This window comes from Micromonospora sp. NPDC005806 (assembly GCF_042871425.1).
Lineage (GTDB): Bacteria > Actinomycetota > Actinomycetes > Mycobacteriales > Micromonosporaceae > Micromonospora.
The window spans coordinates 56476-82615 of record NZ_JBIAIL010000029.1 but is presented as its reverse complement, the minus strand read 5'-3'; the positions used below and the strand labels follow the sequence as shown (position 1 = coordinate 82615).

Genomic DNA, 26140 nt, shown 5'->3' with positions numbered 1-26140 from the left:
CCTCTCCTCGTCAGGGCTTACCAGGGGTGGACGACGCGGCCGGGTGGAACTCATCGGCGCCGGGGCGGGGGATCAGGGGTCGAAGCGTGGCGGCAGGCCGTAGCGGGGGAAGAGCCGGGGCTCGACGAAGTGGGTGAGCCGGGTGATCCGGCCGCCGGAGAAGTCCAGCAGCTGGATCGAGACGGCCCGGTGGCCGCCGGCCGGATCGGGCCGGTACTGGGCCAGCGCCGGGCCGCCGTTGGCGGCGATCCGGACCGTCGAAGCCGTCCCGCCCCCGCCAGGCCCGCAGCAGGGACTCCTGTACCGCGCCCTCGGCGTCGAAGACCGACCCGAGCATCCGGTATGCGTAGCCGGTCAGCTCGACCCGGAACGCCTCCAGGTCGGTGGGGGTCGACGCCGCCGTCGTGGTCATGGCCCCACCGTAGGCCGACCCGCCGACATCGCGCGACGGCGGCGCGCGTACGTCAGGAAGCGGCCGGCTCGGCGGGGACGGCGACGTGCAGGCGGAGCTGGGGGACCAGCATGTCGTCCACGTCCAGCGCGCGGGCCGCGCCGTCCGGCTCCCAACCGGTGGAGGTGAGGAACTTCCGGGTCGCCGCGTCGGCGTCGAACGCCCAGGCCACCGCCCGGGTGAAGCCGTCCTCCCGCCACCCGTCGACGGTCGCGGCGAGCAGCCGGCTGCCGTGCCCGCGCCGGCCCCAGCGCGGCTCGACCAGCAGGTCGGTCACCGCCGCCACGCCGTCGGCGAGCGCGTCGGCCGGCTCACCCGGCGCCAGCGCCTCGGCGTCGGCCGGACCGGAAGCCGCGAACCCCACCAGATAGGATTGCTCGGCCTGTTCGACGGCGACCAGCACGCGGTGCGCGCCCGAGGGCGGCTCCTGCACCGCCGCGCTCCACCGCCGGACGAGGTACGCCTCGTCCAGGTTGTCGAGCACGTGCCGGGGCAGGATCCGGCGGTACGCGACCCGCCAGGTCGCGAGCTGGAGGCGTGCGATCTCGCCGGCGTCCTCCGGACGCGCGGGGCGGACGTACCCGAGAGCCATGGCACGTGAGCCTACGCAGGGCGAGGGAGGCGACGGTGGCGCAGGGTGCCAGGCGGACGATCGGGCAGGTCGTCGCCGTGGTGGTGCTCGCCGGCGCGGTGACCGCCTTCCTCTCGGTGGCCGCCGTGCGGCACGGCTTCTTCGACCTCAAGGTCTACTACGGCGCGCTGAACTTCTGGGTGCACGACGGCGGGGAGATCTACGACTTCCTCAAGGCCGGCACCCAGTACGGATTCACCTACCCGCCGTTCGCCGCCCTGGTCATGCTGCCGATGGCGTACCTGCCGTGGCCGGCCGCGAGCATCGTGAGCGTGATCGCCACCGTGGTGACCAGCGCGGTGGTGTTCTGGTGGCTGGTCGAACCGATCGCCCGGCGGGCGGGCTGGACCCGCTGGTTCGCCCTCGCCGTCGCGCTCTGCCTGGCCGCCGCGTTCGAGCCGATGCGGGAGACGGTCAACTTCGGCCAGGTCAACATGCTGCTGTTGTTCCTGGTGGCGGTGGACCTGCTGCGGCTGCTGCCGACGCGCAGCCGGTGGGCCGGCGTCGGCATCGGGCTGGCCACCGCGATCAAGCTCACCCCGGGCATCTTCATCGTCTACCTGCTGGTCACCGGGCGCTGGCGGGCCGCGTTCACCGCGATGGGCGCGGCGACCGCGGCGACCCTGCTGGCCGGCGCGCTCTTCCCGGACGCCTCCCGGGAGTTCTGGACCGAGGCGATCTGGAACACCGACCGGGTGGGTGAGTTGGCCTTCGTCTCCAACCAGTCGCTGCGCGGGATGGTGGCCCGGCTGGACCCGGTGCATCCGAGCACCCTCGCCTGGCTGGGGCTGGTGCTCGCCGCCCTGGCCGTCTGGGCGTGGCGCTCCCGGGCCGCGGTTTCCGTCGGTGACGAGGCCACCGGCCTGGCGCTGACCGGCGCCGCCATGTGCCTGGTCAGCCCGGTGACCTGGGTGCACCACCTGGTCTGGCTGCTGCCCGCGCTGATCCTGCTGGTCGACAACGGCATGGCGGCCCCCGCGCGCAGCCGCCGACGCCGGCTGCCGATGGCCGCCGCGCTCGTCGGGTACGCCTTCCTGGTCAGCCGGATTGTCTGGGCGTGGGAGAAGGACTTCACCGGCGTCGGCGGCTTCCTCGGCAGCAACACGTACGTCTGGATCAGCCTGGCGCTGCTGCTCGCCCTGCCGATCCGGCGCGGGGCCACGCCGACCGGCGGCGGTTCCGCCGACCGGGGCGGGCCGTCCGGGTCAACCGTCGAGGCGGGCGGTGTAGCGCAGCTCGCGGAGCCGGACCGGGTCGCGCCCGCCGGGCAGCGGCACCGGATAGGTGGACTCCTGCCCGTCCGGTGACAGGCCGGCCCGCTCGTAGAAGCGGCGGGCCCGGGCGTTCTCCGCGAGCACCCAGAGCCGATACTCCGTCCAGCCCCGTTCGGCCAGGCCGGCCCGGGCCGCGGCGAACAGCGCCCGCCCGGTGCCGGTGCCCCAGCACGCCGGCTCCAGGTAGATCGCCAGGAGCTCGCCGTACCGCTGGTCGAGGTCGCCACGGTCCTGGTTGTTCCGGTACGGCCCGAACGTGGTGAAGCCGGTGACCGCCCCGTCGACCTCGGCGAGCAGGGTGGTGAACGGGTGCTCCGGGTCGGCGGTGCCGAGGTCCCGGCGGCGCTGCGCCCAGGCGGTCGGGTTCAGCCAGCGCAGCACCTCGTCCGGCACGATCCCGGCGTACCCGGCCTGCCAACCGTGTACGTGCACCCGGGCGACCGCCTCCGCGTCGTCCGGTTCCTCCCGGCGAATGGTGAGCACCTGTCCGTTCTATGCCCCGGCGGGCGGCCGGTCCAGCGTCCGCTCCGGGAGCGGCCGTAATTCGGCCTCCGCGCCGATAGGCGGCGCTGCGTCCGAATGAAGGCCGTCGGACCGGTGGATTAGGGTCGCCTACGATGGCCGCACCGGAATCGCTCTCCCTCGCCCAGGCCCGCCGGGTCGCCCTCGCCGCCCAGGGCTTCGCCGACCCGGCGCCCACCGGCGTGCCCACCCGCCGGCACCTGCGGCGGGTGCTGGACCGGGTCGGGCTGATCCAGATGGACTCGGTCAACGTCCTGCAGCGGGCGCACTACCTGCCCCTCTACAGCCGGCTCGGGCCCTACCCGACCACCCTGCTCGACACCGCCGCCTACCGGCGCCCTCGGGAGCTGTTCGAATACTGGGGGCACGAGGCGTCACTGGTGCCGGTCGACCTGCACCCGGTGCTGCGCTGGCGGATGGCCCGGGCCCGCGACGAGGCCTGGGGCGGGATGCGCCGGATCGCGCAGGAGCAGCCCGAGCTGGTCGCCTGGGTCCGCGACGAGGTGGCCACCAAGGGGCCGCTCACCGCCGCCGAGATCGAGCACGACGCGCCCCGGGAGACCGGCAACTGGGGCTGGAACTGGTCGACCGTCAAGCGGGCGCTGGAATACCTGTTCTGGGCCGGCTTGGTGACCGCCGCCGAGCGCACCTCGGCCTTCGCCCGCCGCTACGACCTGCCGGAGCGGGTGCTGCCGGCCGCCGTGGTCGACGCCCCCACCCCGAGCGAGGCGGATGCCCACCGCACCCTGGTCGCCGTCGCCGCCCGGTCGCTGGGCGTGGCCGCCGAGCCGGAGCTGCGCGACTACTTCCGGCTGCCCGTGGCCGGCGCCCGGCGAGCGGTCGCCGAGCTGGTCGAGGCGGGCGAGCTGACCCCGGTCACGGTGCAGGGCTGGCGGCAGCCGGCGTACCTGCACGCGCAGGCCCGGCTGCCCCGCTGGGTGCGCGGCAACACGCTGGTCAGCCCGTTCGACCCGCTGGTCTGGGAGCGGGCCCGCGCCGAGCGACTGTTCGACTTCAGCTACCGGATCGAGATCTACGTGCCCGCCCCGCAGCGGGTGCACGGTTACTACGTGCTGCCCTTCCTGCAGGGCGAGCGGTTCACCGCCCGGGTCGACCTGAAGGCCGACCGGAAGGCGGGGGCGCTGCTGGTGCCGGCCGCCTGGGTCGAGCCGGGAGCGGACCGGGGGGAGACCGCGATCGCCCTGGCCGCCGAGCTCTATCGGCTCGCCGGCTGGCTCGGCCTCGACGCGGTCGCCCCGCCGGAGGCCGGCGACCTGGCGGCTCCACTGGCCGCCGCGCTGGTGGGCGTGGCAGGTGTACGGTGAGCGCGTGACGAGCGTTGACCGGCCGGCCGCCCCGCCCGACCCGCAGACGGTCCCCGTCCCACCGACCGGCCCCGCCGGTCCGGCCCCGGTCGGTCCGCACCCCTTGCCCGCCGGTCTGCACACCGAGCACGCCGGGTCGGCCAGCTGGCCGGCGGGGGTGGCGTACCAGCCCGTCGAGCCGGACCGGTTCACCCGCCTGGTGCTGCGGATGCACGCCCGCGCCCCGCGCTGGGCGGTGCCCCTCGCGGCGCTCGGCTGCGTCGGCGTCGGCATGGCGTACGCCCTGCTCAGCGACCCCACCCACAGCGACCCGGACGCCCGGCCGACCTGCCTGCTCAAACTCACCACCGGGTTGGACTGCCCGGGCTGCGGCGGCACCCGCGCCCTCTGGTACGTGCTGCACGGCGACCTGCCGGCCGCCGCCCGGCACCACTTCCTCTTCGTCTTCTCGCTGCCCTTCCTGGCCTACCTCTTCGTCACCTGGGCCGGGAACCGGGCGTTCGGCTGGCGGCTGCCGGAGCTGCGGCTCAGCCCCAAGGTGATCGGCGGCTTCCTGGCCGTCTGGTTCGCCTTCTCGGTGGCCCGCAACCTGCCCTGGGCCCCGTTCACCTCGCTCTACGTCTGACCCTCGATCCGGCGCGGCAGGTCGTGGCGCCGGCGGTGGTGCGCCGTTTCACGTCCGCGCGCCCAAGTTTCCCCGGAGGCCCACTGGCCACTACAGTCGCAGGAATGCCGGAGATGGTGCAGCCCCAGGTCAAGCTCATCGCGTGGACCCAGTTCCAGGCCCCGGACGACGTGCCGTGGTCGACCGACGCCGAGGGTGGTCAGGCCCTCGCCGAGTTCGCCGGCCGGGCCTGCTACCAGAGCTGGAAGAAGCCGAACCCGGTCACCGCGACCAATGCCGGCTACCTGGCGCACATCCTGGACGTGGGCCACCTCTCCGTGCTGGAGCACGGCTCGGTGAGCTTCTACTTCAGCGGGGTCTCCCGGTCCTTCACCCACGAACTGATCCGGCACCGGCACTTGTCCTACTCCCAGCTCTCCCAGCGGTACGTCCCGGAGCGCGACGCGGCCATGGTCGAGCCGTCGGTGATCGCCGACGACCCGGAGCTGCACAAGAAGTTCGTGGAGGCGACCGAGGCGGCCGTTCGGGCGTACACCGACCTGCTGGAGGGGCTGGAGGCCCGCTTCGTCGACGAGCCCAACCCGACGCTGCGCCGCAAGCAGGCCCGGCAGGCCGCCCGCGCGGTGCTGCCCAACGCCACCGAGACCCGGATCGTGGTCACCGGCAACTACCGGGCCTGGCGGCACTTCATCAAGATGCGGGCCACCGAGCACGCCGACGTGGAGATCCGCGAGCTGGCCGTGGAGTGCCTGCGGCAGCTCCAGGGCGTCGCGCCGAACGTCTTCGCCGACTTCGTGATCTCCACGCTGCCGGACGGCACCGAGGTGGCGGCCAGCCCGCACGCCGAGTGACTCCTGCGCCCTTCGCCGCCGGGCTCCCGGTGGTCGTCCGCTAGGTTGTGAACATGACGCACGACCACCCTGCCGCCCCGGACCGGGGCGCGTCGCGCCCCTTCGGGCGACTGATCACGGCCATGGTGACCCCGTTCACCGCCGACGGGTCCGTCGACCTGGACGGTGCCGCACGGCTGGCCCAGCACCTCGTCGACGAGCAGGGCAACGACGCGCTGGTGCTCAACGGCACCACCGGCGAGTCGCCGACCACCACCGACGCGGAGAAGGAGTCCCTGATCCGCGCCGTCGTGGAGGCGGTCGGCGACCGGGCCCGGATCGTCGCCGGGGTCGGCACCAACGACACCCGGCACACCATCGAGCTGGCCGCGCAGGCCGAGAAGGCCGGCGCGCACGGCCTGCTGGTGGTCACCCCGTACTACAACAAGCCGCCACAGAGCGGACTGCTGCGGCACTTCACCGCGGTGGCCGACGCCACCGGGCTGCCGGTCATGCTGTACGACATCCCGCACCGGGCCGGCACCGCCATCGCCACCGACACCCTGGTGAAGCTGGCCGAGCACGGCCGGATCGTCGCGGTCAAGGACGCCAAGGGCGACCTCACCGCCACCTCCTGGGTGCTCAGCCGCTGCGACCTGGCCTACTACAGCGGCGAGGACTCGCTGACCCTGCCCGCGATGGCGGTCGGCGCCGTCGGCGTGGTGGGCACCTCCACCCACTTCACCGGGGTGCAGACCAAGCAGCTGATCGAGGCGTACGAGGCGGGCGACACCGCCACGGCGCTGAGCCTGCACCGGCGGCTGCTGCCGCTGTTCACCGGCATCTTCCGAACCCAGGGCGTGATCCTGGTGAAGGCGGGCCTGGCGGCCAAGGGCCTGCCGGCCGGCCCGGTGCGCCCTCCGCTGGTGGACGCCACCGCAGACGAACTGGCCCAGCTGCGCGCCGACTGCGCGGCGGCGGGCCTGGCTCTTCCCGAATGATCGAACGACACGACGGACGCCGGGCGACGGCGTCGCAGAATGAGGTGGACGCGTGACCGAGGCGCACTTCGAGGGTGAACTGCCCCCGCCGCTGCCGGAGGGCGGCCTGCGGATCATGCCGCTCGGCGGACTCGGCGCCATCGGCCGGAACATGACCGTCTTCGAGTACGAGGGCAAGCTGCTGATCGTCGACTGCGGGGTGCTCTTCCCCGACGTCGAGCAGCCCGGCGTGGACCTGATCCTGCCGGACTTCGGCCCGATCCTGGACCGGCTCGACGACATCCAGGCGATCGTGCTCACTCACGGCCACGAGGACCACATCGGCGCGGTGCCGTACCTGCTCGCCCACAAGTCGGACATCCCGCTGGTCGGCTCGCAGTTCACCCTGGCCCTGGTCGAGGCGAAGCTGGCCGAGCGGCGGATCCAGCCGTACACGCTGACCGTCGCCGAGGGGCGGCGGGAGCGGCTCGGCCCGTTCGAGTGCGAGTTCTTCGCGGTCAACCACTCGATCCCGGACGCCCTCGCGGTGGCCATCCGCACCGGTGCCGGCCTGGTCCTGCACACCGGCGACTTCAAGATGGACCAGCTCCCGCTCGACGGCCGGATCACCGACCTGGCCGGGTTCGCCCGGCTCGGCGCCGAGGGCGTGGACCTGCTGCTGTCGGACTCCACCAACGCGGAGATCCCCGGCTTCGTCACCCCGGAGCGGGAGATCGGCCCGGTCCTGGACTCGATCTTCCAGAAGGCCCGCGGCCGGATCATCGTCGCCTCGTTCGCCTCGCACGTGCACCGGGTGCAGCAGGTCTTCGACTCGGCGATCGAGCACGGCCGCAAGGTGGCGCTGATCGGCCGGTCGATGGTCCGCAACATGGGCATCGCCCGCGACCTCGGCCTGCTCAACATCCCGCCGGGCCTGGTGGTCGGGCTGGAGGAGGCCACCGCGCTGCCGCCCGAGCAGATCGTGCTGATGTCGACCGGCTCCCAGGGCGAGCCGATGAGCGCGCTGGGCCGGATGGCCAGCGGGGACCACCGGCACATCACCATCGCGCCGGGCGACACGGTGGTGCTGGCGAGCTCGCTGGTGCCCGGCAACGAGACCTCGGTCTACCGGGTGATCAACCGGCTGGCCCGGGCCGGCGCGACGGTGATCCACAAGGACGTGGCCAAGGTGCACGTCTCCGGCCACGCTCCCGCCGGCGAGCTGCTCTACCTGCTCAACGTCACCCGGCCGAGCAACCTGATGCCGGTGCACGGCGAGTGGCGGCACCTGCGGGCGCACGCCCGGCTCGGCATCGAGTCCGGCGTCGCGTCGGACCGGGTGGTGCTCTGCGAGGATGGCGACGTCGTCGACCTGGTCGACGGGCGGGCCAGCCTGGTCGGCCACGTGAAGAGCCGGTACGTCTACGTCGACGGCCTCGCCGTCGGCGACGTCAGCGAGTCGCTGCTCACCGAGCGCCGGATCCTCGGCGACGGCGGCTTCATCGCCACGACCGTGGTGGTCGACTCGGTCACCGGCAAGGTGGTCGGCGGCCCGACCGTCTCCGCGAAGGGCTTCTCCGAGGACCCGGAGGCGTTCAACCCGGTGGTCCCGCTGGTCACCGAGGCGCTGAACCGGGCCGCCGCGGACGGCATCACCGACCCGCACCAGCTCCAGCAGATCGTCCGGCGCACCGTCGGACGCTGGGTGAACGACGCGTACCGCCGCCGGCCGATGATCGTGCCGACGGTCGTCGAGGTCTGATCCCGCCGGCTCCGCACGCCGGTCCACCGTTCGCGGTGGGCCGGCGTCGTCGCTCGACCGGGGGAGGCTAGACCTCGGCCGGCCCGGGCAGCGCGGCGACCGCCTCGGCGTACGCGGTCCCGGTGCTCACCGCGGCGGTGACCAGCACGACGAGCTGCGCCGGAGCGACCCCCTGCGCCAGGTCGGTGGTGACATCGGCGGCCAGCACCAGCGTCCCGTCGCCCGGGTCGTGCAGGTACGCCGCCGGCAGCAGCCGGTCGTGGTTCCAGGCGTTGCAGAACGCGTACCCCTCGGCGCGGCGGTCGGCCGGCAGCCGGCGGGTGGCCACCACCCGGGCGTGCAGGATCTCCCCCTCCCGGCCGAGCCGGCGGAACTGGATCACCGCGGCGCCCCAGCGCCCCACCACCGTGCCGTCCGGCTCCACCGCGTAGTCGTCCCCGCGGGCCGCCAGGGCGGCGGTGAGCAGCGCCAGGCTCAGCGGGGCCAGCTCCTCCTCGCCCGGCGGCCCCGGCTCGGCCGGGTCGTCGGGTCCCTCGTTGACCTCGTCCTCGGTGGGCAGCGGCACCGGCTCGGCGACCCGGCGTTCGGCCAGCCAGGAGGCGATCCGCCCGGACTGGTGCCCGGTGCCGTTGCGGGCGTCGAAGCTGCCGGCCAGCGTGGTGGCGAGCGACTGGAGCTGCCCGCCGAGCGTGGCCACGTCCACCTCGGCCGCCGGCCGGGGCCCGTACCCGGGGCGGTGGATCCGCCGTCCGCCCAGCCCGGCCTCCACCGCGAGGGCGCACACCAGCGACCCGGCGGCGGCGAACTCCATCGCGGCCAGGTCGTCGGCCGGGTGATCCAGCCGGGGCAGCTGTTCGGCCAGCACGTCCAGCCCCCGTGCCAGGTGCCCGCCCAGCGCGCAGAACCGCAGGTGCGCGGCGAGCAGCGGAAACGCGGCCCGCTCCCGGCGGTGCCGGCGGTACGCCCGGACGTGCTCCCGGGCCGCTCGCGTCTCCTCGCCGGTGCGCAGCCAGGGCAGCAGCCCGGCCACCAGGGCCCGTTCCGGTTGGTCGGTGCAGCCCACCGCTCCGTCGAGCACCGGTCGCAGCGCGGCCAGGGCCGCCGCCGGCTCGCCCCAGCCGGCCAGCAGCTCCGCCCGCCGAGCCGGGGCGCACCCGGGACAGCTGGCGACCGGGTCGCCGGTCGCGGTGCCGGTGGTCGCCGTCGTGCCGGCGGTGGCCGGGCGTCGCGGCTCTCCCGGCGGGCCCGGCCGGGTCGCGTCGGCACGGTCGCGGCACCAGCGGTCGTACTCCCGGCGGGCGGTCGGCTCGTCGCCGAGGTGGTCGGCGAGCCGGCAGCGCAGCTCGGCCACCGGCTCGGCGTCCGCGCCCAGCCGGTCGGCGAGATCGTCCAACAGGGACCGGGCCTGGTCCAGCCCGACCCGGGGGGTGCCGAAGAGCCCCTCCACGGCCTGCCGCTGGTGCCGCAGCAGCCGCTCGACGTCGCCGGGCCGGCCGGCCAGCAGCCCGGGGGTCCGGTCCAGCGCGGCCAGGCAGCGGCGGACCGGCTCGACCAGCCGCCACCGCTCGCCGAGGTGCAGGTACGTCTCGATCAGTGCGAACCGCGCCGCCAGCCCGGTACGCGGATCGCCAATGGTGTCGGCCCGCACGGCGATCCGGTCCAGCTCGGCGCAGCGGGTCTCGCCGTCGGGCAGGTCCCGGGCGTCGGCGAGGGCGCCGGCCAGGGCCCGGTCGCGGGCGGTGGTCACCGGATCGACCCGCCCGGCAGCAGACCCACCTCGGCGGCGAGCTGGCAGCCGGTGGAGATGCCGCGGTCGATGAGCTGGTCGAGCTGGTGCGGGGTGACCCCGCGCTCCAGGTCGGTGGTCACCTCGCCGCAGACCTGGGCCAGCCCGTCTTCGCCGACGTGCACGAACGCCTTGGGCCAGAGCCGGTCGTGGTTCCAGGCGTTGCAGAAGGCGTAGAGGGCGGGGAGGTACTGGATGCCGAAGCGGTGCCCGGCGATGGTGCGGACCTGGAGCAGTTCCTCGTCGGCACCCCGGCGATGGAACCAGATCTGGCTCTCCGCCCAGCGGCCGACCAGGTCGCCGTCGGCGTCCTCGGCCACCGCGTACCCCCGGTTGGCCAGCACCGCGGCGAGCAGCCCGCCGGTCAGTGGCTGCAACGCCCGCGGATGTCCGGCCAGGGGGCCGTCCGGACCGTCCTCGATCTCCGGCGACGCCATCGGGCATCCCTTCTGAGGCGAATAACACACACGACGGTCCGGTCCGTGCTGCGACGCGCGGACACGACCCGGAAAGCGGCGATCTGCCGGGTCCCGCCGTTACGGTTGACTCTATGGCGGGCCGTACCTCTCAGGCGAGCCGGCGGCGCGGCGCGTCGCCGCGCGGCACCACGAACAGCCGTGCCCGCCAGCCGGCCAGGAAGGCCACCCGGGCGACTTCCCGGCGGCGGTCCGCGGCCCGGCCGGGCCCGGCCGTCTACCTCGGCCGCGCGGTCGGTGCACTGTGGATGGGTGTCGCGCACGGCCTGGGCTGGGCGGTCCGGGCCGCGGGCCGGCAGGCCGCCTCGGCCCGCGACCTCGACCCGGAGCACCGCCGCGACGGCGGGGGGCTGCTGCTGTTCGGCCTCGCCCTCCTCAGCGCGGTGGCCATCTGGTTCGGCGGCGCCGGTCCGGTCGGCGCGCGCCTCGCCGACACCGTGCGGCTCTTCCTCGGCGCGATCGCGATCGTGGTGCCGGTGCTGCTGATGATCGGCGCCTGGCGGCTGCTGCGCACCCCGGCCGACCCCGCGCACCGCGGGCGCGGCCTGGTCGGCTGGGGCTCGATGCTGCTCGCCACCGCGGCGATGCTGCACATCGGACAGGACCCGGTCGACTCGGTGCAGCGGAACTACGCGGGCGGCCTGATCGGTGCGGGCATCGGCGACCTGCTGTCGGCCGCCGTCACCGCCTGGGTGGCGGTGCCGCTGCTCATCCTGCTGCTGGTGTTCGGCCTGCTGGTGGTCACCGCGACCCCGATCAACAAGATCCCGGAGCGGCTCGGCCTGCTCGCCGGCACCCTGGTCGCGCCGTCCGGCGCCGAGGACGCGGCGACCGAGGCCGCGGCGAAGCCGGCCCGCAAGCGGCCGGCCAAGCGGCTGCCGCCGCCGCTGGACCCGGATGAGCTGGACGACCTCGACGGCGTCGACCTGCAGGACACCCTGGTGCTGCCGCGCAAGTCGCCGGGCAAGGTACCGGCGAGCCGCAAGCCGCCGGAGCACTCGCCGCTGCCCACCCGGGCCGAGCAGCTCGCGCTCACCGGGCTGGCCGGCGACTACACGCTGCCGCCGGCCAACATGCTGGGAAGCGGCGCCGCGCCGAAGACCAGGAGCAAGGCCAACGACGAGGTGATCGCCGCGCTGACCGGCGTCTTCGAGCAGTTCGACGTGGACGCGGCGGTCACCGGCTTCACCCGCGGCCCGACGGTCACCCGGTACGAGGTCGAGCTGGGCCCGGGCGTCAAGGTCGAGCGGATCACCCAGCTCTCCCGCAACATCGCGTACGCGGTGAAGTCGCCGGACGTGCGGATCCTCAGTCCGATCCCGGGCAAGAGCGCGGTCGGGGTGGAGATCCCCAACACCGACCCGGAGAACGTGGCGCTCGGCGACGTGCTGCGCTCGCGGGCCGCGAAGAGCGACCACCACCCGATGGTGGTCGCGCTCGGCAAGGACATCGAGGGCGGTTACGTGATGGCCAACCTCGCGAAGATGCCGCACATCCTCATCGCGGGGGCCACCGGTGCCGGTAAATCGAGCTGCCTCAATACGTTGCTCGTCTCGATCCTGACCCGGGCCACCCCGGACGAGGTGCGGCTGCTGCTGGTCGACCCGAAGCGGGTCGAGCTGACCGGCTACGAGGGCATCCCGCACCTGGTCACCCCGATCGTGACCAATCCGAAGAAGGCGGCCGACTCCCTCGAGTGGGTCGTCCGCGAGATGGACATGCGCTACGACGACCTCGCCGCCAACGGGGTCCGGCACATCGACGACTTCAACCGCAAGGTGCGCAACGGGGAGATCAAGGCCCCGCCCGGCAGCGAGCGGGAGCTGCGGCCGTACCCGTACCTGCTGGTGATCGTGGACGAGTTGGCCGACCTGATGATGGTCGCGCCGCGCGACGTGGAGGACTCGATCGTCCGGATCACCCAGCTCGCCCGGGCCGCCGGCATCCACCTGGTGCTCGCCACCCAGCGCCCCTCGGTCGACGTGGTCACCGGCCTGATCAAGGCGAACGTGCCGTCCCGGCTCGCGTTCGCCACCTCCTCCCTCGCGGACTCCCGGGTCATCCTCGACCAGCCCGGCGCGGAGAAGCTGCTCGGCCGCGGTGACGCCCTGTTCCTGCCGATGGGCGCGTCGAAGCCGATCCGCATCCAGGGCGCCTGGGTGACCGAGCGCGAGATCCATGACGTGGTGAAGTTCTGCAAGGACCAGCGTGAGCCGGAGTTCCGCTCGGACGTGCTGACCGTCGCGCAGGACAGCAAGAAGAAGATCGACGAGGACGTCGGTGAGGACCTGGACCTGCTGGTGCAGGCGGTGGAACTGGTGGTCACCTCGCAGTTCGGCTCGACCTCGATGCTCCAGCGCAAGCTGCGGGTCGGCTTCGCCAAGGCGGGCCGGCTGATGGACCTGATGGAGACCCGGGGCGTGGTCGGCCCGTCCGAGGGCTCCAAGGCCCGCGACGTCCTGGTCAAGCCGGACGAGCTGGAGGAGGTCCTGGTCGGCCTACGCGGCGCCGGGGAGTAGGTCGGACAGTGCCGTGACGAGGGGCCTGCCGGGATCCGGCGGGCCCCTCCTCGTCCTCGTGGATCGTCAGGAGTTCAGCAACGCGGCGGCGATCACCATGCCGAGGACGGCGCCGACGACGCTCGCGACGGCGGCGTACCAGCCGAGCGGCTTGTCGCCGAGCACCGCGCCGACGATGCCGAGGATCAGCCCGACCAGGCCGAGGAACGGGACGAAGATGGCGATGACGGCGAAGACGAAACCCAGGATCGTGCAGATCCGCGCGGCGTTGCCACGTGGTCGGGTGGTGGCGGGCAGCTCGGCCATGGTGTCCTCCGTGAAGTGGGCCCTTGGGTGGGATGCGCCGAGGTGTACCCATTTCGTGCTCGCGCCACGCATCCGGACCCTGGCGCCCCCGCGTGGCCGCTTCCGGACGACCGCCCGCTCAGTGGAAGAGCTTCAACCCGACCACGCCGGCGGCCACCAGCAGCAGGCAGCCGATCCGGGGGAGGGTGGCCGGCTCGTGCAGCGCGACCATGCCGACCAGCGCGGTGCCCACCGCCCCGATCCCCACCCACACCGCGTAGCCGGTGCCGACCGGGATGTCGCGCAGCGCGAAAGCCAGGCCGGCCATGCTGGCCAGCAGTGAGCCGCCGAAGACGAGCGAGGGGAGGGGGCGGCTGAAGCCGGCGCTGCGGTCGAGGGCGACCGCCCACACGGTTTCCAGCAGTCCGGAGAGCACCAGCACGATCCAGGCCATGACGATCACCTCTGACGAGCGGGCCCGGCCGCACGGGCCGGGACGGGCGGTATACGCGGGGCGTCTTGGCCTGACCGGGTACGCCCACCACTCGTCCGGGGCGGCACGGGCCGCCGTCACCGACGCTAGCACCGGTTCGGGCCGCCGGGCGGTGACAAAGCCCACCATCGGTGGAGTTCACGCGAACTTCAGGTTGCACCATGGTCGTCATGACCGCGCTCTTCTCCGACGCGGACGTCGCCGCCGCGGTGGACGCCCCGCTCACCGTCGCCGCCATGCGGGACGCCGTGCTGGCCGCGTACGAGGGCCGGCTGATCGCCCCGCCCCGGGCATCCGCCCCGCTCGGCGGCGGCCGGATGGTGCTCACCGCCGGCCACCTCACCGGCGAGTGGTACGGCTTCCGGTCGTACGACACCTTCGGGCACCCGGAGAGCGGGCAGCTGGTCGTGCTGCACGACGCCCGGACCGGGGCGGTACGGGCCATCGCCGTCGGGGAGGAGCTGGGCTCCCGGCGTACCGGAGGTTTGGGCGGGGTGGCCGTCGACGCCCTGGCCCGCCCGGACGCGGCCACCCTCGGCGTGGTCGGCTCCGGCCGCCAGGCGTGGACCCAGGTCTGGGCCGCCGCCGCGGTCCGCCGGCTGCGCGAGGTGACCGTGCACAGCCGGTCGGCGGCCCGGCGGGAGGCGTTCGCCGCCCGGGTCCGGGCCGAGCTGGGCGTGCCGGCCCGCGCGGTCGCCTCGGCCGCCCAGGCGGTCCGCGACCGGGACCTGGTGGTGCTCGCCACCACCAGCACCACCCCGGTGCTGGACGCCGCCGACCTCGCCCCGGGCACGCACGTCAACACCGTCGGCTTCAAGCAGGTCAACCGGCACGAGTTCGGCACCGACCTGCTGGACGCCGCCGACCTGCTGGTCACCGACTCGCCGGCCCAGGCGGCCGCGTACGCCCCGCCGATGCTCACCGCCGTCGAGCCGTACGCCGGACGGCTGCGCGACCTGGGCGCGGTGCTGGCGGGGGCGGTGCCGGGCCGGACCGGCACGGACCAGATCTCGGTCTTCTGCTCCACCGGCCTGGCCGGCACGGAGGTCTTCCTGCTCGACCGGCTGGCCCGGGTGGGCGTGGCGGCCCGCTGACCGGACGCGCGGTGTGAGCCGGCCGATGCCGGCGGCCCGCCGTCTCGGGGTTCCGCGCGCGGCCCGGTACCCTCGGATGGTGTCTGCCACCTCCCCTTCTCCCGCCGACGGCCGCCGCGTCGCCCTGCTGACCCTGGGGTGCGCCCGTAACGAGGTCGACTCGGAGGAGCTGGCCGCCCGGCTGCACGCCGACGGCTGGCAGGTGACCACCGACGGTGAGGGCGCCGACGTGGTGGTCGTGAACACCTGCGGCTTCGTGGAGAAGGCCAAGCAGGACTCGATCCAGACGCTGCTCGCCGCCGCCGACACTGGCGCCAAGGTGGTCGCCGCCGGCTGCATGGCCGAGCGGTACGGCCGCGAGCTGGCGGAGAGCCTCCCCGAGGCGCAGGCGGTGCTGAGCTTCGACGACTACCCGGACATCTCCGCCCGGCTGAACGCGGTCGTCGCCGGCGAGGCGATCGACGCGCACACCCCGCGGGACCGTCGGGAGCTGCTGCCGCTCACCCCGGTGAAGCGGCGCGAGGCGGCGGTGTCGCTGCCCGGCCACGGCACCCCGACCCGGGTGGCCGCCGAGACCGACGAGCACACCCCGGCGCACCTGCGGCAGGTGCTGCGGCATCGGCTCGACAGCGGGCCGGTGGCCTCGCTCAAGCTGGCCAGCGGCTGCGACCGCCGCTGCGCGTTCTGCGCCATCCCGGCGTTCCGCGGCGCGTTCGTCTCGCGTACCCCGGACGAGCTGCTCGCCGAGGCGGAGTGGCTGGCCAAGACCGGCGTCCGGGAGCTGGTGCTGGTCAGCGAGAACTCCACCTCCTACGGCAAGGACCTGGGCGACCCCCGGGCGCTGGAGAAGCTGCTGCCGCAGCTCGCCGCGATCGACGGGATCGTCCGGGTGCGCGCCAGCTACCTCCAGCCCGCCGAGACCCGGCCCGGCCTGGTCGAGGTGCTCGCCACCACGCCCGGCGTGGCCCCGTACTTCGACCTGTCCTTCCAGCACTCCAGCGAGTCGGTGCTGCGCCGGATGCGCCGCTTCGGCTCCACCGACCGCTTCCTGGAGCTGCTGGCCGCCGCCCGCGCCCTGGCCCCGGCGGCGGGCGCGCGCAGCAACTTCATCGTCGGCTTCCCCGGCGAGACCCGGCAGGACATGGCCGAGCTGGTCCGGTTCCTGACCGAGGCGCGCCTGGACGCGATCGGCGTGTTCGACTACAGCGACGAGGACGGCACCGAGGCCGCCGGCCTGCCCGGCAAGGTCTCCGCCGCCACGATCAAGCGGCGGTACGACAAGCTCAGCGCGCTCGCCGACGAGCTCTGCTCGCAGCGGGCCGAGGAGCGGGTCGGCTCGACGGTCGAGGTGCTGGTCGACTCGGTCGCCGACGGCGTGGTCGAGGGGCGGGCGGCCCACCAGGCGCCCGAGGTCGACGGCTCGACCACCCTGGTCGCCCCGAAGGGCGGCGGGGTCGACCTCGCCGCGCTGCGCCCCGGCGACCTGGTCCGGGCCACGGTCACCGCGACCGAGGGTGTCGACCTGGTCGCCGTACCGGATGAGATGATCTCGGCGGCGCCCGGCGCGGCACGGTGACGGCGGGCCCGGAGGGAGCGGGGGAGCCACGTGGTGCGGGGTCAGGCATGACCGGGGCGGAGTCGACGGTGGCGGCGCCGGTGCCCCTGCTGAACGCGGCGAACATGTTGACCGCGGTGCGGCTGGTGCTGGTGCCGGTCTTCGCGGTCACCGTGGTCGCCTCGGGGATGGCCCACGCCGGATGGCGGATGGCCGCCTGCCTGATCTTCGTGGTCGCCTCGGCGACCGACCTGGTCGACGGCTGGATCGCCCGCCGGTTCCAGCTGGTCACCTCGCTCGGCAAGGTCGCCGATCCGATCGCCGACAAGGCGCTCACCGGTGCCGCGTTGGTGCTGCTCTCCTGGTACGACCGGCTGCCCTGGTGGGTGACCGTGGTGATCCTCGCCCGCGAGCTGGGCATCACCGCGTTGCGCTTCTGGGTGCTCCGGCATGGCGTGATCGCCGCCAGTCGGGGTGGCAAGATCAAGACCGCGCTCCAGATCCTCGCCATCACCTGGTACCTCTGGCCGATGCCCGCCGCCCTGGCCGTGGTCGGCCCGTGGATCATGGGCGCCGCGGTGGTGGTCACCGTGGTCACCGGCTTCGACTACATCGCCCAGGCGGTCCGCCTCCGGCGCCCCGCCCGCTGACCGCCCCGTCGGTCGGACGGCGGGTCGTGGCGACCGCGCCATGATCGACGGATCCCTGCGGAGGAGGAGTAGGGCGGGCCGGCCGGGGAAGAAGGATTGAGCATGGACACGGATGCGAAGAACGAGCGGCCGGTCGGCAGTCCGGCTGCGTCCGTGGTGCACAGCCTGCACGAGCGGCACGAGACCGTCGCCACCGTCGAGTCCCTCACCGGCGGGCTGCTCTCCGCCTCGATCGTGGAGATCGCCGGGGTGAGCGGCATCTTCCGGGGCGGCCTGGTGGTCTACGCCACCGAGCTGAAGTCGGAGTTGGCCGGCGTACCGGAGGACCTGCTGGCGGAGCGCGGACCGGTCGACCCGGACGTGGCCGCCGCGCTCGCCGAGGGCGGGCGACGCCGCTGCGGCGCCGACTGGGGGCTGGCCACCACCGGCGTCGCCGGGCCGGAGCCGCAGGACGGCAAGCCGGTCGGCCTGGTGTACGTGGCCGCCGCCGGCCCCGGCGGCACCCAGGTCCGTCAACTCGACCTCGAGGGTGGCCGGAAGCACATCCGGGCCGCCGCGGTGATCGAGGCGCTGCGACTGCTCGCCGAGCGGATCCAGGCCGCGGGCGGGGCCGGCGAGGCGGACCACGAGTCCGACGCCGGGGAGCCGCTGGACGCCGCCGACCCGGCCGGGGCGGGTCACCGGTGAGCCGGACGGCGACACGCCCGACCGCGGGCGCGCCGGCCGGGCGGCCCCGACCGGCCACCGGTCCCGAACCGGGCAATTGGCGGGTGGGGCGGGATGTCGGCGGGGCCTGCAACGGGTACGGTTGCGGGAAGGCTCCGACGGGCGACGTCGGTGCCGGGGGCGGTGCGCCGCGCCCGGCACGGCACGGCCGGCCGGAGGATGGTGGACCCGTCAGGGGGAGGTGCGATGGTCCTGCTACGCCGGGTGATCGGTGACGCTCTACGGGCGCGCCGGCAGGGGCAGCACCGCACCCTTCGCGAGGTCTCCTCCGCCGCCAACGTGAGCCTCGGCTACCTCTCCGAGATCGAGCGCGGCCACAAGGAACCCTCCAGCGAGCTGCTCGCGGCGATCTGCGATGCGCTCGGTGCCCGCCTCTCCGAGCTGCTCCGCGAGGTCAGCGACACGGTCGCCCTGGCCGAGCAGATGCCGGGCGTGCTGCTCCCGATGGCCGACGAGTCGGTCGAGCCGACCCCGGTCGCCCCGGCCGCCGTGCGCAAGGCGACCAACCGGGGGGTCCGCCAGGTCACCTCCGACGGGTCGGTGGCCGTCCAGGTCCGCCAGGACTCGCCGCTCAAGGCCACCCTCCGCAGCACCCGGGTCCGCCCCGCCGACCGGGACGTGGTCTGCGCCGCCTGACCCGCTCCGCGCCATAGCTTCCGGTGGCGGCCGCCGCGTAGTGTTGATCAGGGTCGTACGGGTGCCGGGTTGGCGTCCGACTGGGACGATGGAGGCACACCGCGCGGCCCACCCGTCGATCATGGTCGAGGCGGCGCGACGCTACTGAGGGGACAAGGCGGAGATGGCGAACCCGTTCGTCAAGGGTTGGAAATACCTGATGGCGCTCTTCGGCGCGAAGATCGACGAGCACGCCGATCCGAAGGTGCAGATCCAGCAGGCCATCGAGGAGGCGCAGCGGCAGCACCAGGCGCTGGTCCAGCAGGCGGCCGCGGTGATCGGCAACCAGCGCCAGCTCGAGATGAAGCTGTCCCGGCAGATGTCCGAGGTCGAGCAGCTCCAGGCTAACGCCCGGCAGGCTCTGGTCCTGTCCGACCAGGCCCGCACCAAGGGCGAGGAGACCGAGGCCGGGCGCTACGAGCAGTCCGCCCAGCTCCTCGCCAGCCAGCTGGTCTCCGCCGAGCAGGCCATGGAGGACCTGAAGACGCTGCACGACCAGGCCCTCGGCGCGGCCGCCCAGGCCCGCAAGGCGGTCGAGAACAACTCGATGATCCTCCAGCAGAAGCTGGCCGAGCGCACCAAGCTGCTCAGCCAGCTGGAGCAGGCCAAGATGCAGGAGAGCGTGGCCCGATCGCTGGAGTCGATGTCCTCGCTCACCGCCCCCGGCACCACCCCGTCCCTGGACGAGGTCCGCGACCGGATCGAGCGTCGGTACGCCACCGCGATGGGCCGGGCCGAGCTGGCCGGCAACTCGGTCGAGGGCCGGATGCTGGAGATCCAGAAGGCGACGCTCGACTCGGCCGGGTCGGCGAGACTGGAGCAGATCCGCGCGAGCATGGCCGGCGAGCAGCTCAGCGGCCGGCAGGAGCGGCCCGCCGTGGCGCAGGGGCAGCCCGCCTCCGCCGCCGACCCGGCGGCCGCCGCCCGGCTCGACGAGATCCGGGCCAACATAAGCCGGGAGCGCAGCACCGGGGAGAGCACCACCGGCTGAGACACGGGGTGAGGACGATGGCGGACGAGCGGGCGCGACCCTTCCGTCGACTGCGCCGGCTGCGGCGCTCTGCGAGGCGGTGGAGCGTCCTGGCCGGCGGGCTCGGCGGTGCGGCCGTGGTGCTGACCCCGTACGCCGGGCTCGGCCTGCCGGACGCGGCCTGGGCCGGCGCCGCGGGCAGCGCCATCGCGCTCGCCGCGTGGCGGTGGATCGACCTGCGCGCCCTCGCGGCCATGCCGGCGCCGCCGGCCCTCGACCCGGCGGAGGCCGCCGCCCGCTCCCGCGCCCGGCTGGTCGCCGCCGTCGAGCGGCTGCCCGTCGGCCCGGGCGTCCTCGCCGAGGTTCGCCGGGTCCGCTCCCGCCTGGCGTTGCGCGGCACCGCCGCCGCCGAGGCGTGGAACCGGCTGGACCGGGCGGCGCTCACCCTGGCCGGGATGGCCGGGCGGCTCAACGGGCTGGCCGAGCCGGCGGTCCGCGAGGCGGCCGAAGCCGACCGGTCCCTGCGCGACCTGGCCGGTCGGGTGGCCAGCGTCGAACGCGCCCTCACGCTCGCCCCCCGTGGGCCGCTCGCCGAGGTGCACGCCACCCTCACCGCCCAGCTGGAGAGCGGGGTGGCCGCGTACGAGCGGCTGGTGGTGGCCGCCGCCGGCTACCTGGCCGAGGACGCCCGCCCGAGCACCGAGCACCCGGCCGCCGCCCGACTCACCGAGGCCACCGACCTCCTGCACGGCGTCGCCTCGGCCCTCGCCGAACTCCGCAGCACCAACGCCCCCCTGCACAGCCCCTGACCGGTCCCGCCGGCTGCGGGCGTCAGGGCGGTGGGGTGGTGACGCGGGTGGCGGTGGTCCAGGGGGAGGTGCCGACGACGTTGATCGACCGGATCCGGTAGTGGTAGGTGGCGCCGCGGGTCAGGCCGGTGTTGGTGAACCCGCGGCCGGTCACCGAGAAGTTCTCCACGTCGCGGCTGAACCCCGGGTCGGTGGCCCGCTGCACCACGAACCCGGAGCCGGGCCCGGTGGGCGTGCTGGCCGACCAGTTCAGGATCACCGTGGCGGTGTCCGGCGCGGGCGCGGCGGCGACGGCGGTCACCGTGGTCGGCACCGCCGGTCGCGGTGGGGTGGTCACGGTGGCCACCGTGGACCACGGTGAGGCCGCGCCCAGGTAGGTGGTCCGTACCCGGTAGTAGTAGGTGGTGTTCGGGGCGACCGCCGGATCCAGGTGGGCGTCACCGACCATGATCGCGGTGGTCCCGGGCCCGCTGGTGAACGTCGGGTTGGTGGCCCGCTGCACGTCGACCCCGGTGGCGAAGGACCGGTTGGCCCAGCGCAGCGCCACCCGCAGCGGCGCGGCCGGCGGCACCGCCGCGGTCAGCCTCGCCGGCGAAGCGAGCTGCACCGACGCCGGGACGCTGTTCGACCAGGCCGAGCAGCTCACCGCGTTCTCCGCCCGGATCCGGTAGTGGTACGTCACCCCGGGCGTCACCGTCGCGTCGGTGTAGCGGGTGGCGGTGGCCGCCACGGTGATCTCGGTCAGGCCGGTGGCGAAGGCGGCGTCTGTGGCCCGTTGCAGCAGGTGGCTGGTGGCCGGCGGGCGGCTGCCGTTGCCCGTCCAGGCCAGCGCGATGGCCGGCAACGCGGTGGCCGAGCCGGGCGCCGGGGTGGCGGTCAGCCCGGTCGGGGCCTTCGGCGCCACCCGGAGCACCAGCGGGCGGCTCATGCCCTGGTCGCGCAGCGCCGCCGAGCGGGTCCCCCAGCGGTACTCCCAGCCCAGGTTGACCAGTTGGTTGACCACGGTCGTGGGTCGCCCGTCGACCGGGCTCACCGGGCTGGCGTCGAGCCGCGCGCCGGCCGGCCGGGTCGGGTCGAGCAGGCGTACGCTGTCGCCGATCTTGAACGGCAGGCTGGGCGGGACCGGGCGCAGCGCCACGATCACGTCCTCCCGCGGGTTCACCCGGACCGTCTCCTTCCAGCCCAGCTCGCCCCCGTCGGGCGGGCGGATCGTGCCGTCCCAGCCGACCCGGTTGACCAGCTGCACATCGCAGCCCTCGACCTGAACCGGGTGGGTACGCGGCGCATCCCCCACGATCCGCCACAGCTGGGTGCCGTCCGCCGGCCCGCCCACCGGCACGGTGGGATCGGTCGCGTACAGCACCTCGGTGGCCGGGTCGGCCGGCCCGAGGGGCAGGTTGGCCGGGGTGACCGGGCCGGCGAGCGGGTGGCCGACGCCGAGCCGACCCACCGCCCGGCCGTGCCGGGACTCGAACACCTGCCCGACCGACTTCACCGCCAGCGGCAGGGTCACCGGGGCGACCACGCCGGGCGGGGTGAAGCTGACCGCGGTGGCGCGCGCCGGGACCAGCGTCTCCCGGGGGGTGCGGGTGCCGAAGGCCGGGTCGTAGGCCGGCTGCGGCACGATCGGCGGCCGCTGGCTCTCCGCGTACGCGCCGGGCAGGCGGGCGGCGAGCCGGGCCAGGTCGTACCGCGGCGCCGGGATGCCGTCCACCCGGAACTGGAGCAGCGTGCGGGTGTTCGGGCCGTACCCGAGTTGGGCGGCGGGCAGCCCGCCGGTGGCGGTGCGGTCCACGGCGTCGGTGTGATGGTCGTAGCGGGGGTCGAACCCGGGCAGCGGGGCCGGGCAGTCGTTGTAGAGGATCAGGGTGCTGCCCGGGGGGACGGTGGAGAAGTCGACCACCACGTCGGCCCGCTCGCCGGGGGCGAGCAGCAGGGTGTGTCCGTCCACGTTGAGGACGGTCGGGTCCTGCCGGTCGTACCGGAAGCCGATCGGCCGGTTCACCAGCGCGACGGGGGCGGGCAACAGCCCGCACTCGTTGCCGACCTGGACCAGCTCCGGGCCGGCGGCACGCGGGTCGGGCACCCCGCCGTCGCGCCCGTCGGTGGGCCAGTACGCCGGTCGCCCCACCGCGCGCACCGCCTCGACCATCGGCACCTCCCCGGCCTCCGGCTCGGCCGGCGCGCCGTCGTCGCTCCACATCGGCTCGTCAGAACACGCCCGGTAGAGCTGGAGGTTGAGGCTGCGGTCCGCGCAGGCGTTGAGGATCCGGAACCGGTACGCCCGCGGCTCCACCTCCAGGTACGGGTAGGCCACCCCGTTGACCAGCGGGGTGTCCCCGTACGCCTCGGGCACGGCCGACGGGTGCGGCACGCCCGGCGCCAGGGGCGGCTCGTCGGGTTCGGCGACCGGGTCGTGGTGCGGATTCGGCACCGGGGCCACCCACGGGCTGCCGCCGCCGTCCGGGTCGTGCGTCCACGGTCCGTAGTCCCAGCGGCCGGTCGGGTTGGTGCCGGTGCTCCGGTACGGGTTCTGCCGCGGCTGGTAGACGTGCGGGTGCCAGAGGCTGCCCTTGGCGCCCCAGCGGTCCCGGTCCCAGGTCGGGTCCTGCGCGGCGAGCTGGGCGTCGTCGGGCACGAAGGTCTTGTCCTGGATCACCAGCGGGAGCTGGTCGGCCGGGAGCACGCCGTCGTCGACCAGCCGTTCCTCGGCCGGGTCGGTGAGCAGGTAGAGCGCGAGCTGCCCGGAGTAGACGGTGAGCCGGGTCAGGCCGAGCGTGTTGTCGTGCAGCCACATCAGCCGGCCGCTCTGCTCGTTCGGGAAGTAGAGCGTGCTGGCCCCGGCCCCCGGCGCTGGCATGTCCGGCACCGGCGTCACGCCCACCCCGGTCGGGTACGGAGTGATCTCGCCGGCCGGGGTGACCCACTGCCACGGGTTGCCGGCACTGATCCAGGCGGTCTGCGCGCCGGCCAGGTGCGGCACCGCCCGATTCTGCGGATAGGGCGCCGGCCCGTCCAGCGGCCCGATGCCGGCCCCGTCGACCGTCTCGTCGACCGGCAGGAAGAACTCACCGGCCCGGCCGGTGGGAAGCTGGTTGATGAACTTGATCCGGACCGGCCGGCCGCGCCGGGCCAGGATCAGCGGACCGAGGTGCCAGGGCCGGTCCGGCGGGCTGACCGTGTTGTGCCCGGCCGGGTCGGTGCCCAGGTTGAGCTGGCGGTAGCCGCGCAGCCGGGTGGCGGGCAGGTCCCGGTGCAGTCGCTGCGCGTACTCCTGCAACCCGATCTCGTAGTAGTCGCAGCCCGGCCAGGTGATGGTGTCGGGCACCGCGACCGGCAGCCGGGCGTCCAGCCCGGCGGTGCCCAGCGGGCCGGGCAGCGGCAGCGCGTCGATGAACTTGCGGATGCCGGTCCCGGGCACCGGCTGACCGTCCCGGTCGAGCGCCGGCAGCGGGGAGCCGGCGAAGTTCGGCACCGGGCCGAAGCAGCGCGGCACGGCCGCCGGGTCGAGGCTGGCCGGGGCCGGGCCGGCGTCCTCCTCCTCGGCGGGCCGGACGGCGGGCACGGTCGGCGTGGGGTCCTCGGCGGTCCGGACGGCGCGGTCCGCCCAGCTCGGCCGGAGTCTGCGGAACAGGGCCATGGCTCTCCCCGGGATCGGGGCGGGTACGCCCACCACCCCGGCGTGCCGGACATACGCGCTGTTGACGATCGGTGAGCACTCCACCGCAGCATGCGACGTCGGTCGGCGGGAGGGAAGTGCCCAATCGTCCGTATCTCGGGGGGATCTTGCCGGTTCGTGGAAGTTCCACGGGCCGCTACGCCGTCAGGGGCGTTCCGGTTGGCACGTCGGGCACCAGTAGGTGACCCGCTCGCCCAGCTCCTCCTTGCGGATGGCGGTGCCGCACCGCCGGCACGGCTGGGCCCGGCGGCCGTACACGTAGCTGGTCTGCCCCCGGTGCAGCGACCCGGTGGTGCTCTGCGTCCAGCGGCCCCGGTTCGCGGCGAGCAGCCGCTGCGCGAGGGTGACCGTGCCGGACAGGTCGGGCACCGCGCGCACCGGCGTCCACGGCGAGACGCCCCGCAGGAAGAGCACCTCGCACTTGTAGAGGTTGCCCACTCCGGCCAGGTTGCGTTGGTCCAGCAGCGCCTCCCCGATGGTCTCGTCCGGGTGGCCGGCCAGCCGGCGGACCGCCTCGTCCGGGTCCCAGTCCGGGCCGAGCAGGTCCGGGCCGAGGTGGCCGACCAGCGACGTCTCCTGGGCGGTCGGGATCAGCGCCAGCTCGTGCAGGTGGTAGCCGACCGCGACCGCGCCGGGGGAGCGGAGCACCACCCGGATCAGGTGGGCCGGCCGGGCCGGCCACCGCTCGCCCGGGGCGTACGCCCGCCAGGCGCCGTCCATCCGCAGGTGCGAGTGCAGCGTCCAGTCCCGCCCGCCCCCGGCGACGTCGGGGCCTGCGGCGGTCGCCCCGGGCGGCCTCAGGGCGGCGTCGGGCGGGGCGCTGAGCCGGAGCAGCAGGTGCTTGCCCCGGCTGGTCGACTCCCGCACGGACCAGCCGGTCAGGTCGGCGGCGGCGAGTTGCGGCACCCGGAAGTCGGAGCCGGTGAGCCGGGCACCGGCCAGGGCGCGCTGGAGGACGCGGGCGGTGTTCCAGACGGTGTCGCCTTCGGGCACCTCGCCATCCTCTCTCACCGCGCGCGGTCCACGCGTATCGCGCGCTCAGGCGCCGTCGACCGGCACGACATCCCCCGGGCGTACGCCGAGCCGGTCGACCGCCCGGCCGGTGTTGACCGCGATGGCGACCAGACCGGCGGAGTCCGGGTACACCACCAGTCCCCCGACGGCGACGTCGCCGAAGGTTCGCCCGCGAACGGCCGGCCGGCCGGCCACCCGGACCTGTTCCGGAAGCCCGTCGAGGAGACCGGCCGGAGCGGCGAGCTGAACGTTGCCGAACTGGTCCACGGTGAGCACCTCGGCGGCGAACCCGTCGTCGGTGCGGCGGACCACGGGCGTGGGCAGGCGGACCAGCGTCGCCGGGTCCAGTGCCGGGCCGGCCTCGGCGAGCGGTGCGCCGAGCGCGAGCCGGGCAGCGACCGGCGCGAAGACGTCCCGGCCGTGGAAGGTGCGGGAGATCGCGGGCGCCAGCCACCCCGGGTTGGTCAGCTCGACCGCGGCGGTGATCCCGCCGAGCGCCGTGGCGGCGTCGGGCAGCAGCCCGTTGTCCGGCCCGACGAGCAGCCCGCCCGGGGTGGCCAGGCCGATTCCCCGGCGGCTGGTGCCGACGCCCGGGTCGACCACCGCCACGTGCACCCCCTCCGGCAGGTACGGCACGGTCTGCGCGAGCACCGCCGCACCCCGCCGGACGTCCGCCGGCGGGACCAGATGGGTCACGTCGATCACCCGGGCGGTCGGGGCGAGCCGGGCGATGACGCCGTGGCAGGCCGCCACGAACCCGTCGGCGAGACCGTAGTCGGTGGTCAGCGAGATCCAGGCGGTCCGGGCCATGCCGGAAGGCTAACCAATTTGATTGCGGGTCTTCAGTGATCATAGATTGATGGCGTGGAGCTTCTTCGATTCTCAAAGGCCACGCGAAGGGTCTCGGTGTTGACTCCGTGGTGCTTCATGTTTGGGCTGACTCGGGGAAGATTCCGTTGACGTGCGTCGGCGGTGAGTGTCGGTTCTTCTCGGCCGATGTCGAGGTGAT

24 protein-coding genes and 1 riboswitch are annotated in these 26140 nt (G+C 74.5%); of the genes, 14 read left to right on the top strand and 10 right to left on the bottom strand.

Features of this window, described 5'->3' with window-relative positions:
* Window positions 1–10: 10 nt before the first annotated feature.
* Window positions 11–412, bottom strand: coding sequence for a sigma factor (locus ACFYOS_RS25880; RefSeq protein ID WP_387146697.1), 402 nt, complete (start codon window positions 410–412; stop codon window positions 11–13).
* 52 nt (window positions 413–464) lie between these two features.
* Window positions 465–1043, bottom strand: coding sequence for a GNAT family N-acetyltransferase (locus tag ACFYOS_RS25875; protein WP_387146694.1), 579 nt, complete (start codon window positions 1041–1043; stop codon window positions 465–467).
* A 35-nt stretch (window positions 1044–1078) separates the two neighbouring features.
* Between ACFYOS_RS25875 and ACFYOS_RS25870 the strand changes: the two genes are divergently transcribed.
* Window positions 1079–2389, top strand: coding sequence for a glycosyltransferase 87 family protein (locus ACFYOS_RS25870; protein ID WP_387146691.1), 1311 nt, complete (start codon window positions 1079–1081; stop codon window positions 2387–2389).
* On the opposite strand, the gene ACFYOS_RS25865 is transcribed toward ACFYOS_RS25870, so the two are convergent.
* The gene (locus ACFYOS_RS25865) at window positions 2288–2839 is read right to left on the bottom strand and encodes a GNAT family N-acetyltransferase (protein ID WP_387146689.1); all 552 of its coding nucleotides are present in this window, start codon (window positions 2837–2839) and stop codon (window positions 2288–2290) included. The two genes, ACFYOS_RS25870 and ACFYOS_RS25865, sit on opposite strands and share 102 nt — an antisense overlap.
* Window positions 2840–2973: 134 nt before the next feature.
* Between ACFYOS_RS25865 and ACFYOS_RS25860 the strand changes: the two genes are divergently transcribed.
* The 5 genes from ACFYOS_RS25860 (at window position 2974) to ACFYOS_RS25840 (ending at window position 8400) form a co-directional block, all read left to right on the top strand.
* Window positions 2974–4203: a winged helix-turn-helix domain-containing protein gene (locus ACFYOS_RS25860; RefSeq protein WP_387146686.1), complete on the top strand. Its 1230-nt coding sequence runs from the start codon at window positions 2974–2976 to the stop codon at window positions 4201–4203.
* Window positions 4193–4828: a DUF2752 domain-containing protein gene (locus ACFYOS_RS25855; protein ID WP_387146683.1), complete on the top strand. Its 636-nt coding sequence runs from the start codon at window positions 4193–4195 to the stop codon at window positions 4826–4828. The genes ACFYOS_RS25860 and ACFYOS_RS25855 overlap by 11 nt, the downstream gene beginning before the upstream one ends.
* A gap of 113 nt (window positions 4829–4941) precedes the next feature.
* Window positions 4942–5679, top strand: coding sequence for an FAD-dependent thymidylate synthase (gene thyX, locus ACFYOS_RS25850; protein WP_387146735.1), 738 nt, complete (start codon window positions 4942–4944; stop codon window positions 5677–5679).
* A gap of 53 nt (window positions 5680–5732) precedes the next feature.
* The gene (gene dapA, locus ACFYOS_RS25845) at window positions 5733–6659 is read left to right on the top strand and encodes a 4-hydroxy-tetrahydrodipicolinate synthase (protein ID WP_387146680.1); all 927 of its coding nucleotides are present in this window, start codon (window positions 5733–5735) and stop codon (window positions 6657–6659) included.
* A 52-nt stretch (window positions 6660–6711) separates the two neighbouring features.
* On the top strand, window positions 6712–8400 hold the full coding sequence (locus tag ACFYOS_RS25840) for a ribonuclease J (RefSeq protein ID WP_387146677.1): 1689 nt from the start codon (window positions 6712–6714) through the stop codon (window positions 8398–8400).
* Window positions 8401–8467: 67 nt separating this feature from the next.
* Here the strand turns inward: ACFYOS_RS25840 and ACFYOS_RS25835 are convergent, their stop codons facing one another.
* Both ACFYOS_RS25835 and ACFYOS_RS25830 read right to left on the bottom strand, forming a co-directional pair.
* Complete coding sequence (locus tag ACFYOS_RS25835) at window positions 8468–10147, bottom strand: YbjN domain-containing protein (RefSeq protein ID WP_387146674.1); 1680 nt, start codon at window positions 10145–10147, stop codon at window positions 8468–8470.
* Window positions 10144–10623 (bottom strand): YbjN domain-containing protein, encoded by a 480-nt coding sequence (locus tag ACFYOS_RS25830; protein WP_387146671.1) that lies wholly within the window; start codon window positions 10621–10623, stop codon window positions 10144–10146. The genes ACFYOS_RS25835 and ACFYOS_RS25830 overlap by 4 nt, the downstream gene beginning before the upstream one ends.
* Window positions 10624–10736: 113 nt before the next feature.
* Between ACFYOS_RS25830 and ACFYOS_RS25825 the strand changes: the two genes are divergently transcribed.
* Window positions 10737–13181, top strand: coding sequence for a DNA translocase FtsK (locus tag ACFYOS_RS25825; RefSeq protein ID WP_387146669.1), 2445 nt, complete (start codon window positions 10737–10739; stop codon window positions 13179–13181).
* 66 nt (window positions 13182–13247) lie between these two features.
* Here ACFYOS_RS25825 and ACFYOS_RS25820 read toward each other — a convergent pair whose 3' ends face one another.
* Together ACFYOS_RS25820 and ACFYOS_RS25815 are read right to left on the bottom strand one after the other, a co-directional pair.
* Entirely contained in the window at window positions 13248–13487 is a 240-nt protein-coding gene (locus tag ACFYOS_RS25820; RefSeq protein ID WP_387146666.1) for a hypothetical protein, read from the bottom strand.
* A 118-nt stretch (window positions 13488–13605) separates the two neighbouring features.
* Window positions 13606–13920 (bottom strand): DMT family transporter, encoded by a 315-nt coding sequence (locus tag ACFYOS_RS25815; protein ID WP_387146663.1) that lies wholly within the window; start codon window positions 13918–13920, stop codon window positions 13606–13608.
* A 54-nt stretch (window positions 13921–13974) separates the two neighbouring features.
* Window positions 13975–14041, bottom strand: a riboswitch (guanidine-III (ykkC-III) riboswitch).
* Between the two features lie 88 nt (window positions 14042–14129).
* Between ACFYOS_RS25815 and ACFYOS_RS25810 the strand changes: the two genes are divergently transcribed.
* The 7 genes from ACFYOS_RS25810 (at window position 14130) to ACFYOS_RS25780 (ending at window position 20438) form a co-directional block, all read left to right on the top strand.
* Window positions 14130–15053: an ornithine cyclodeaminase family protein gene (locus tag ACFYOS_RS25810; protein WP_387146660.1), complete on the top strand. Its 924-nt coding sequence runs from the start codon at window positions 14130–14132 to the stop codon at window positions 15051–15053.
* A gap of 76 nt (window positions 15054–15129) precedes the next feature.
* Complete coding sequence (gene rimO, locus ACFYOS_RS25805; protein ID WP_387146657.1) at window positions 15130–16629, top strand: 30S ribosomal protein S12 methylthiotransferase RimO; 1500 nt, start codon at window positions 15130–15132, stop codon at window positions 16627–16629.
* A 47-nt stretch (window positions 16630–16676) separates the two neighbouring features.
* The gene (gene pgsA, locus ACFYOS_RS25800) at window positions 16677–17258 is read left to right on the top strand and encodes a CDP-diacylglycerol--glycerol-3-phosphate 3-phosphatidyltransferase (protein WP_387146654.1); all 582 of its coding nucleotides are present in this window, start codon (window positions 16677–16679) and stop codon (window positions 17256–17258) included.
* Between the two features lie 102 nt (window positions 17259–17360).
* Window positions 17361–17945 (top strand): CinA family protein, encoded by a 585-nt coding sequence (locus ACFYOS_RS25795; protein WP_387146651.1) that lies wholly within the window; start codon window positions 17361–17363, stop codon window positions 17943–17945.
* Window positions 17946–18170: 225 nt separating this feature from the next.
* Entirely contained in the window at window positions 18171–18620 is a 450-nt protein-coding gene (locus ACFYOS_RS25790) for a helix-turn-helix domain-containing protein (RefSeq protein WP_387146647.1), read from the top strand.
* Window positions 18621–18783: 163 nt separating this feature from the next.
* Window positions 18784–19650 (top strand): PspA/IM30 family protein, encoded by an 867-nt coding sequence (locus ACFYOS_RS25785; protein ID WP_387146644.1) that lies wholly within the window; start codon window positions 18784–18786, stop codon window positions 19648–19650.
* Window positions 19651–19667: 17 nt separating this feature from the next.
* Window positions 19668–20438 carry a hypothetical protein gene (locus tag ACFYOS_RS25780; protein ID WP_387146642.1) on the top strand — a complete coding sequence of 257 codons (771 nt, stop codon included), beginning with the start codon at window positions 19668–19670 and terminating at the stop codon, window positions 20436–20438.
* A gap of 22 nt (window positions 20439–20460) precedes the next feature.
* Here ACFYOS_RS25780 and ACFYOS_RS25775 read toward each other — a convergent pair whose 3' ends face one another.
* The 3 genes from ACFYOS_RS25775 to ACFYOS_RS25765 all read right to left on the bottom strand — a co-directional run bounded on the left by ACFYOS_RS25775 (window position 20461) and on the right by ACFYOS_RS25765 (window position 25941).
* Entirely contained in the window at window positions 20461–24078 is a 3618-nt protein-coding gene (locus tag ACFYOS_RS25775) for a hypothetical protein (RefSeq protein ID WP_387146732.1), read from the bottom strand.
* A gap of 183 nt (window positions 24079–24261) precedes the next feature.
* A complete protein-coding gene (locus ACFYOS_RS25770) occupies window positions 24262–25110 on the bottom strand; it encodes a zinc finger domain-containing protein (RefSeq protein ID WP_387146639.1) in 849 nt (282 codons plus the stop codon).
* A 45-nt stretch (window positions 25111–25155) separates the two neighbouring features.
* The gene (locus ACFYOS_RS25765) at window positions 25156–25941 is read right to left on the bottom strand and encodes an S-adenosyl-l-methionine hydroxide adenosyltransferase family protein (RefSeq protein WP_387146636.1); all 786 of its coding nucleotides are present in this window, start codon (window positions 25939–25941) and stop codon (window positions 25156–25158) included.
* Window positions 25942–26140 lie beyond the last annotated feature (199 nt).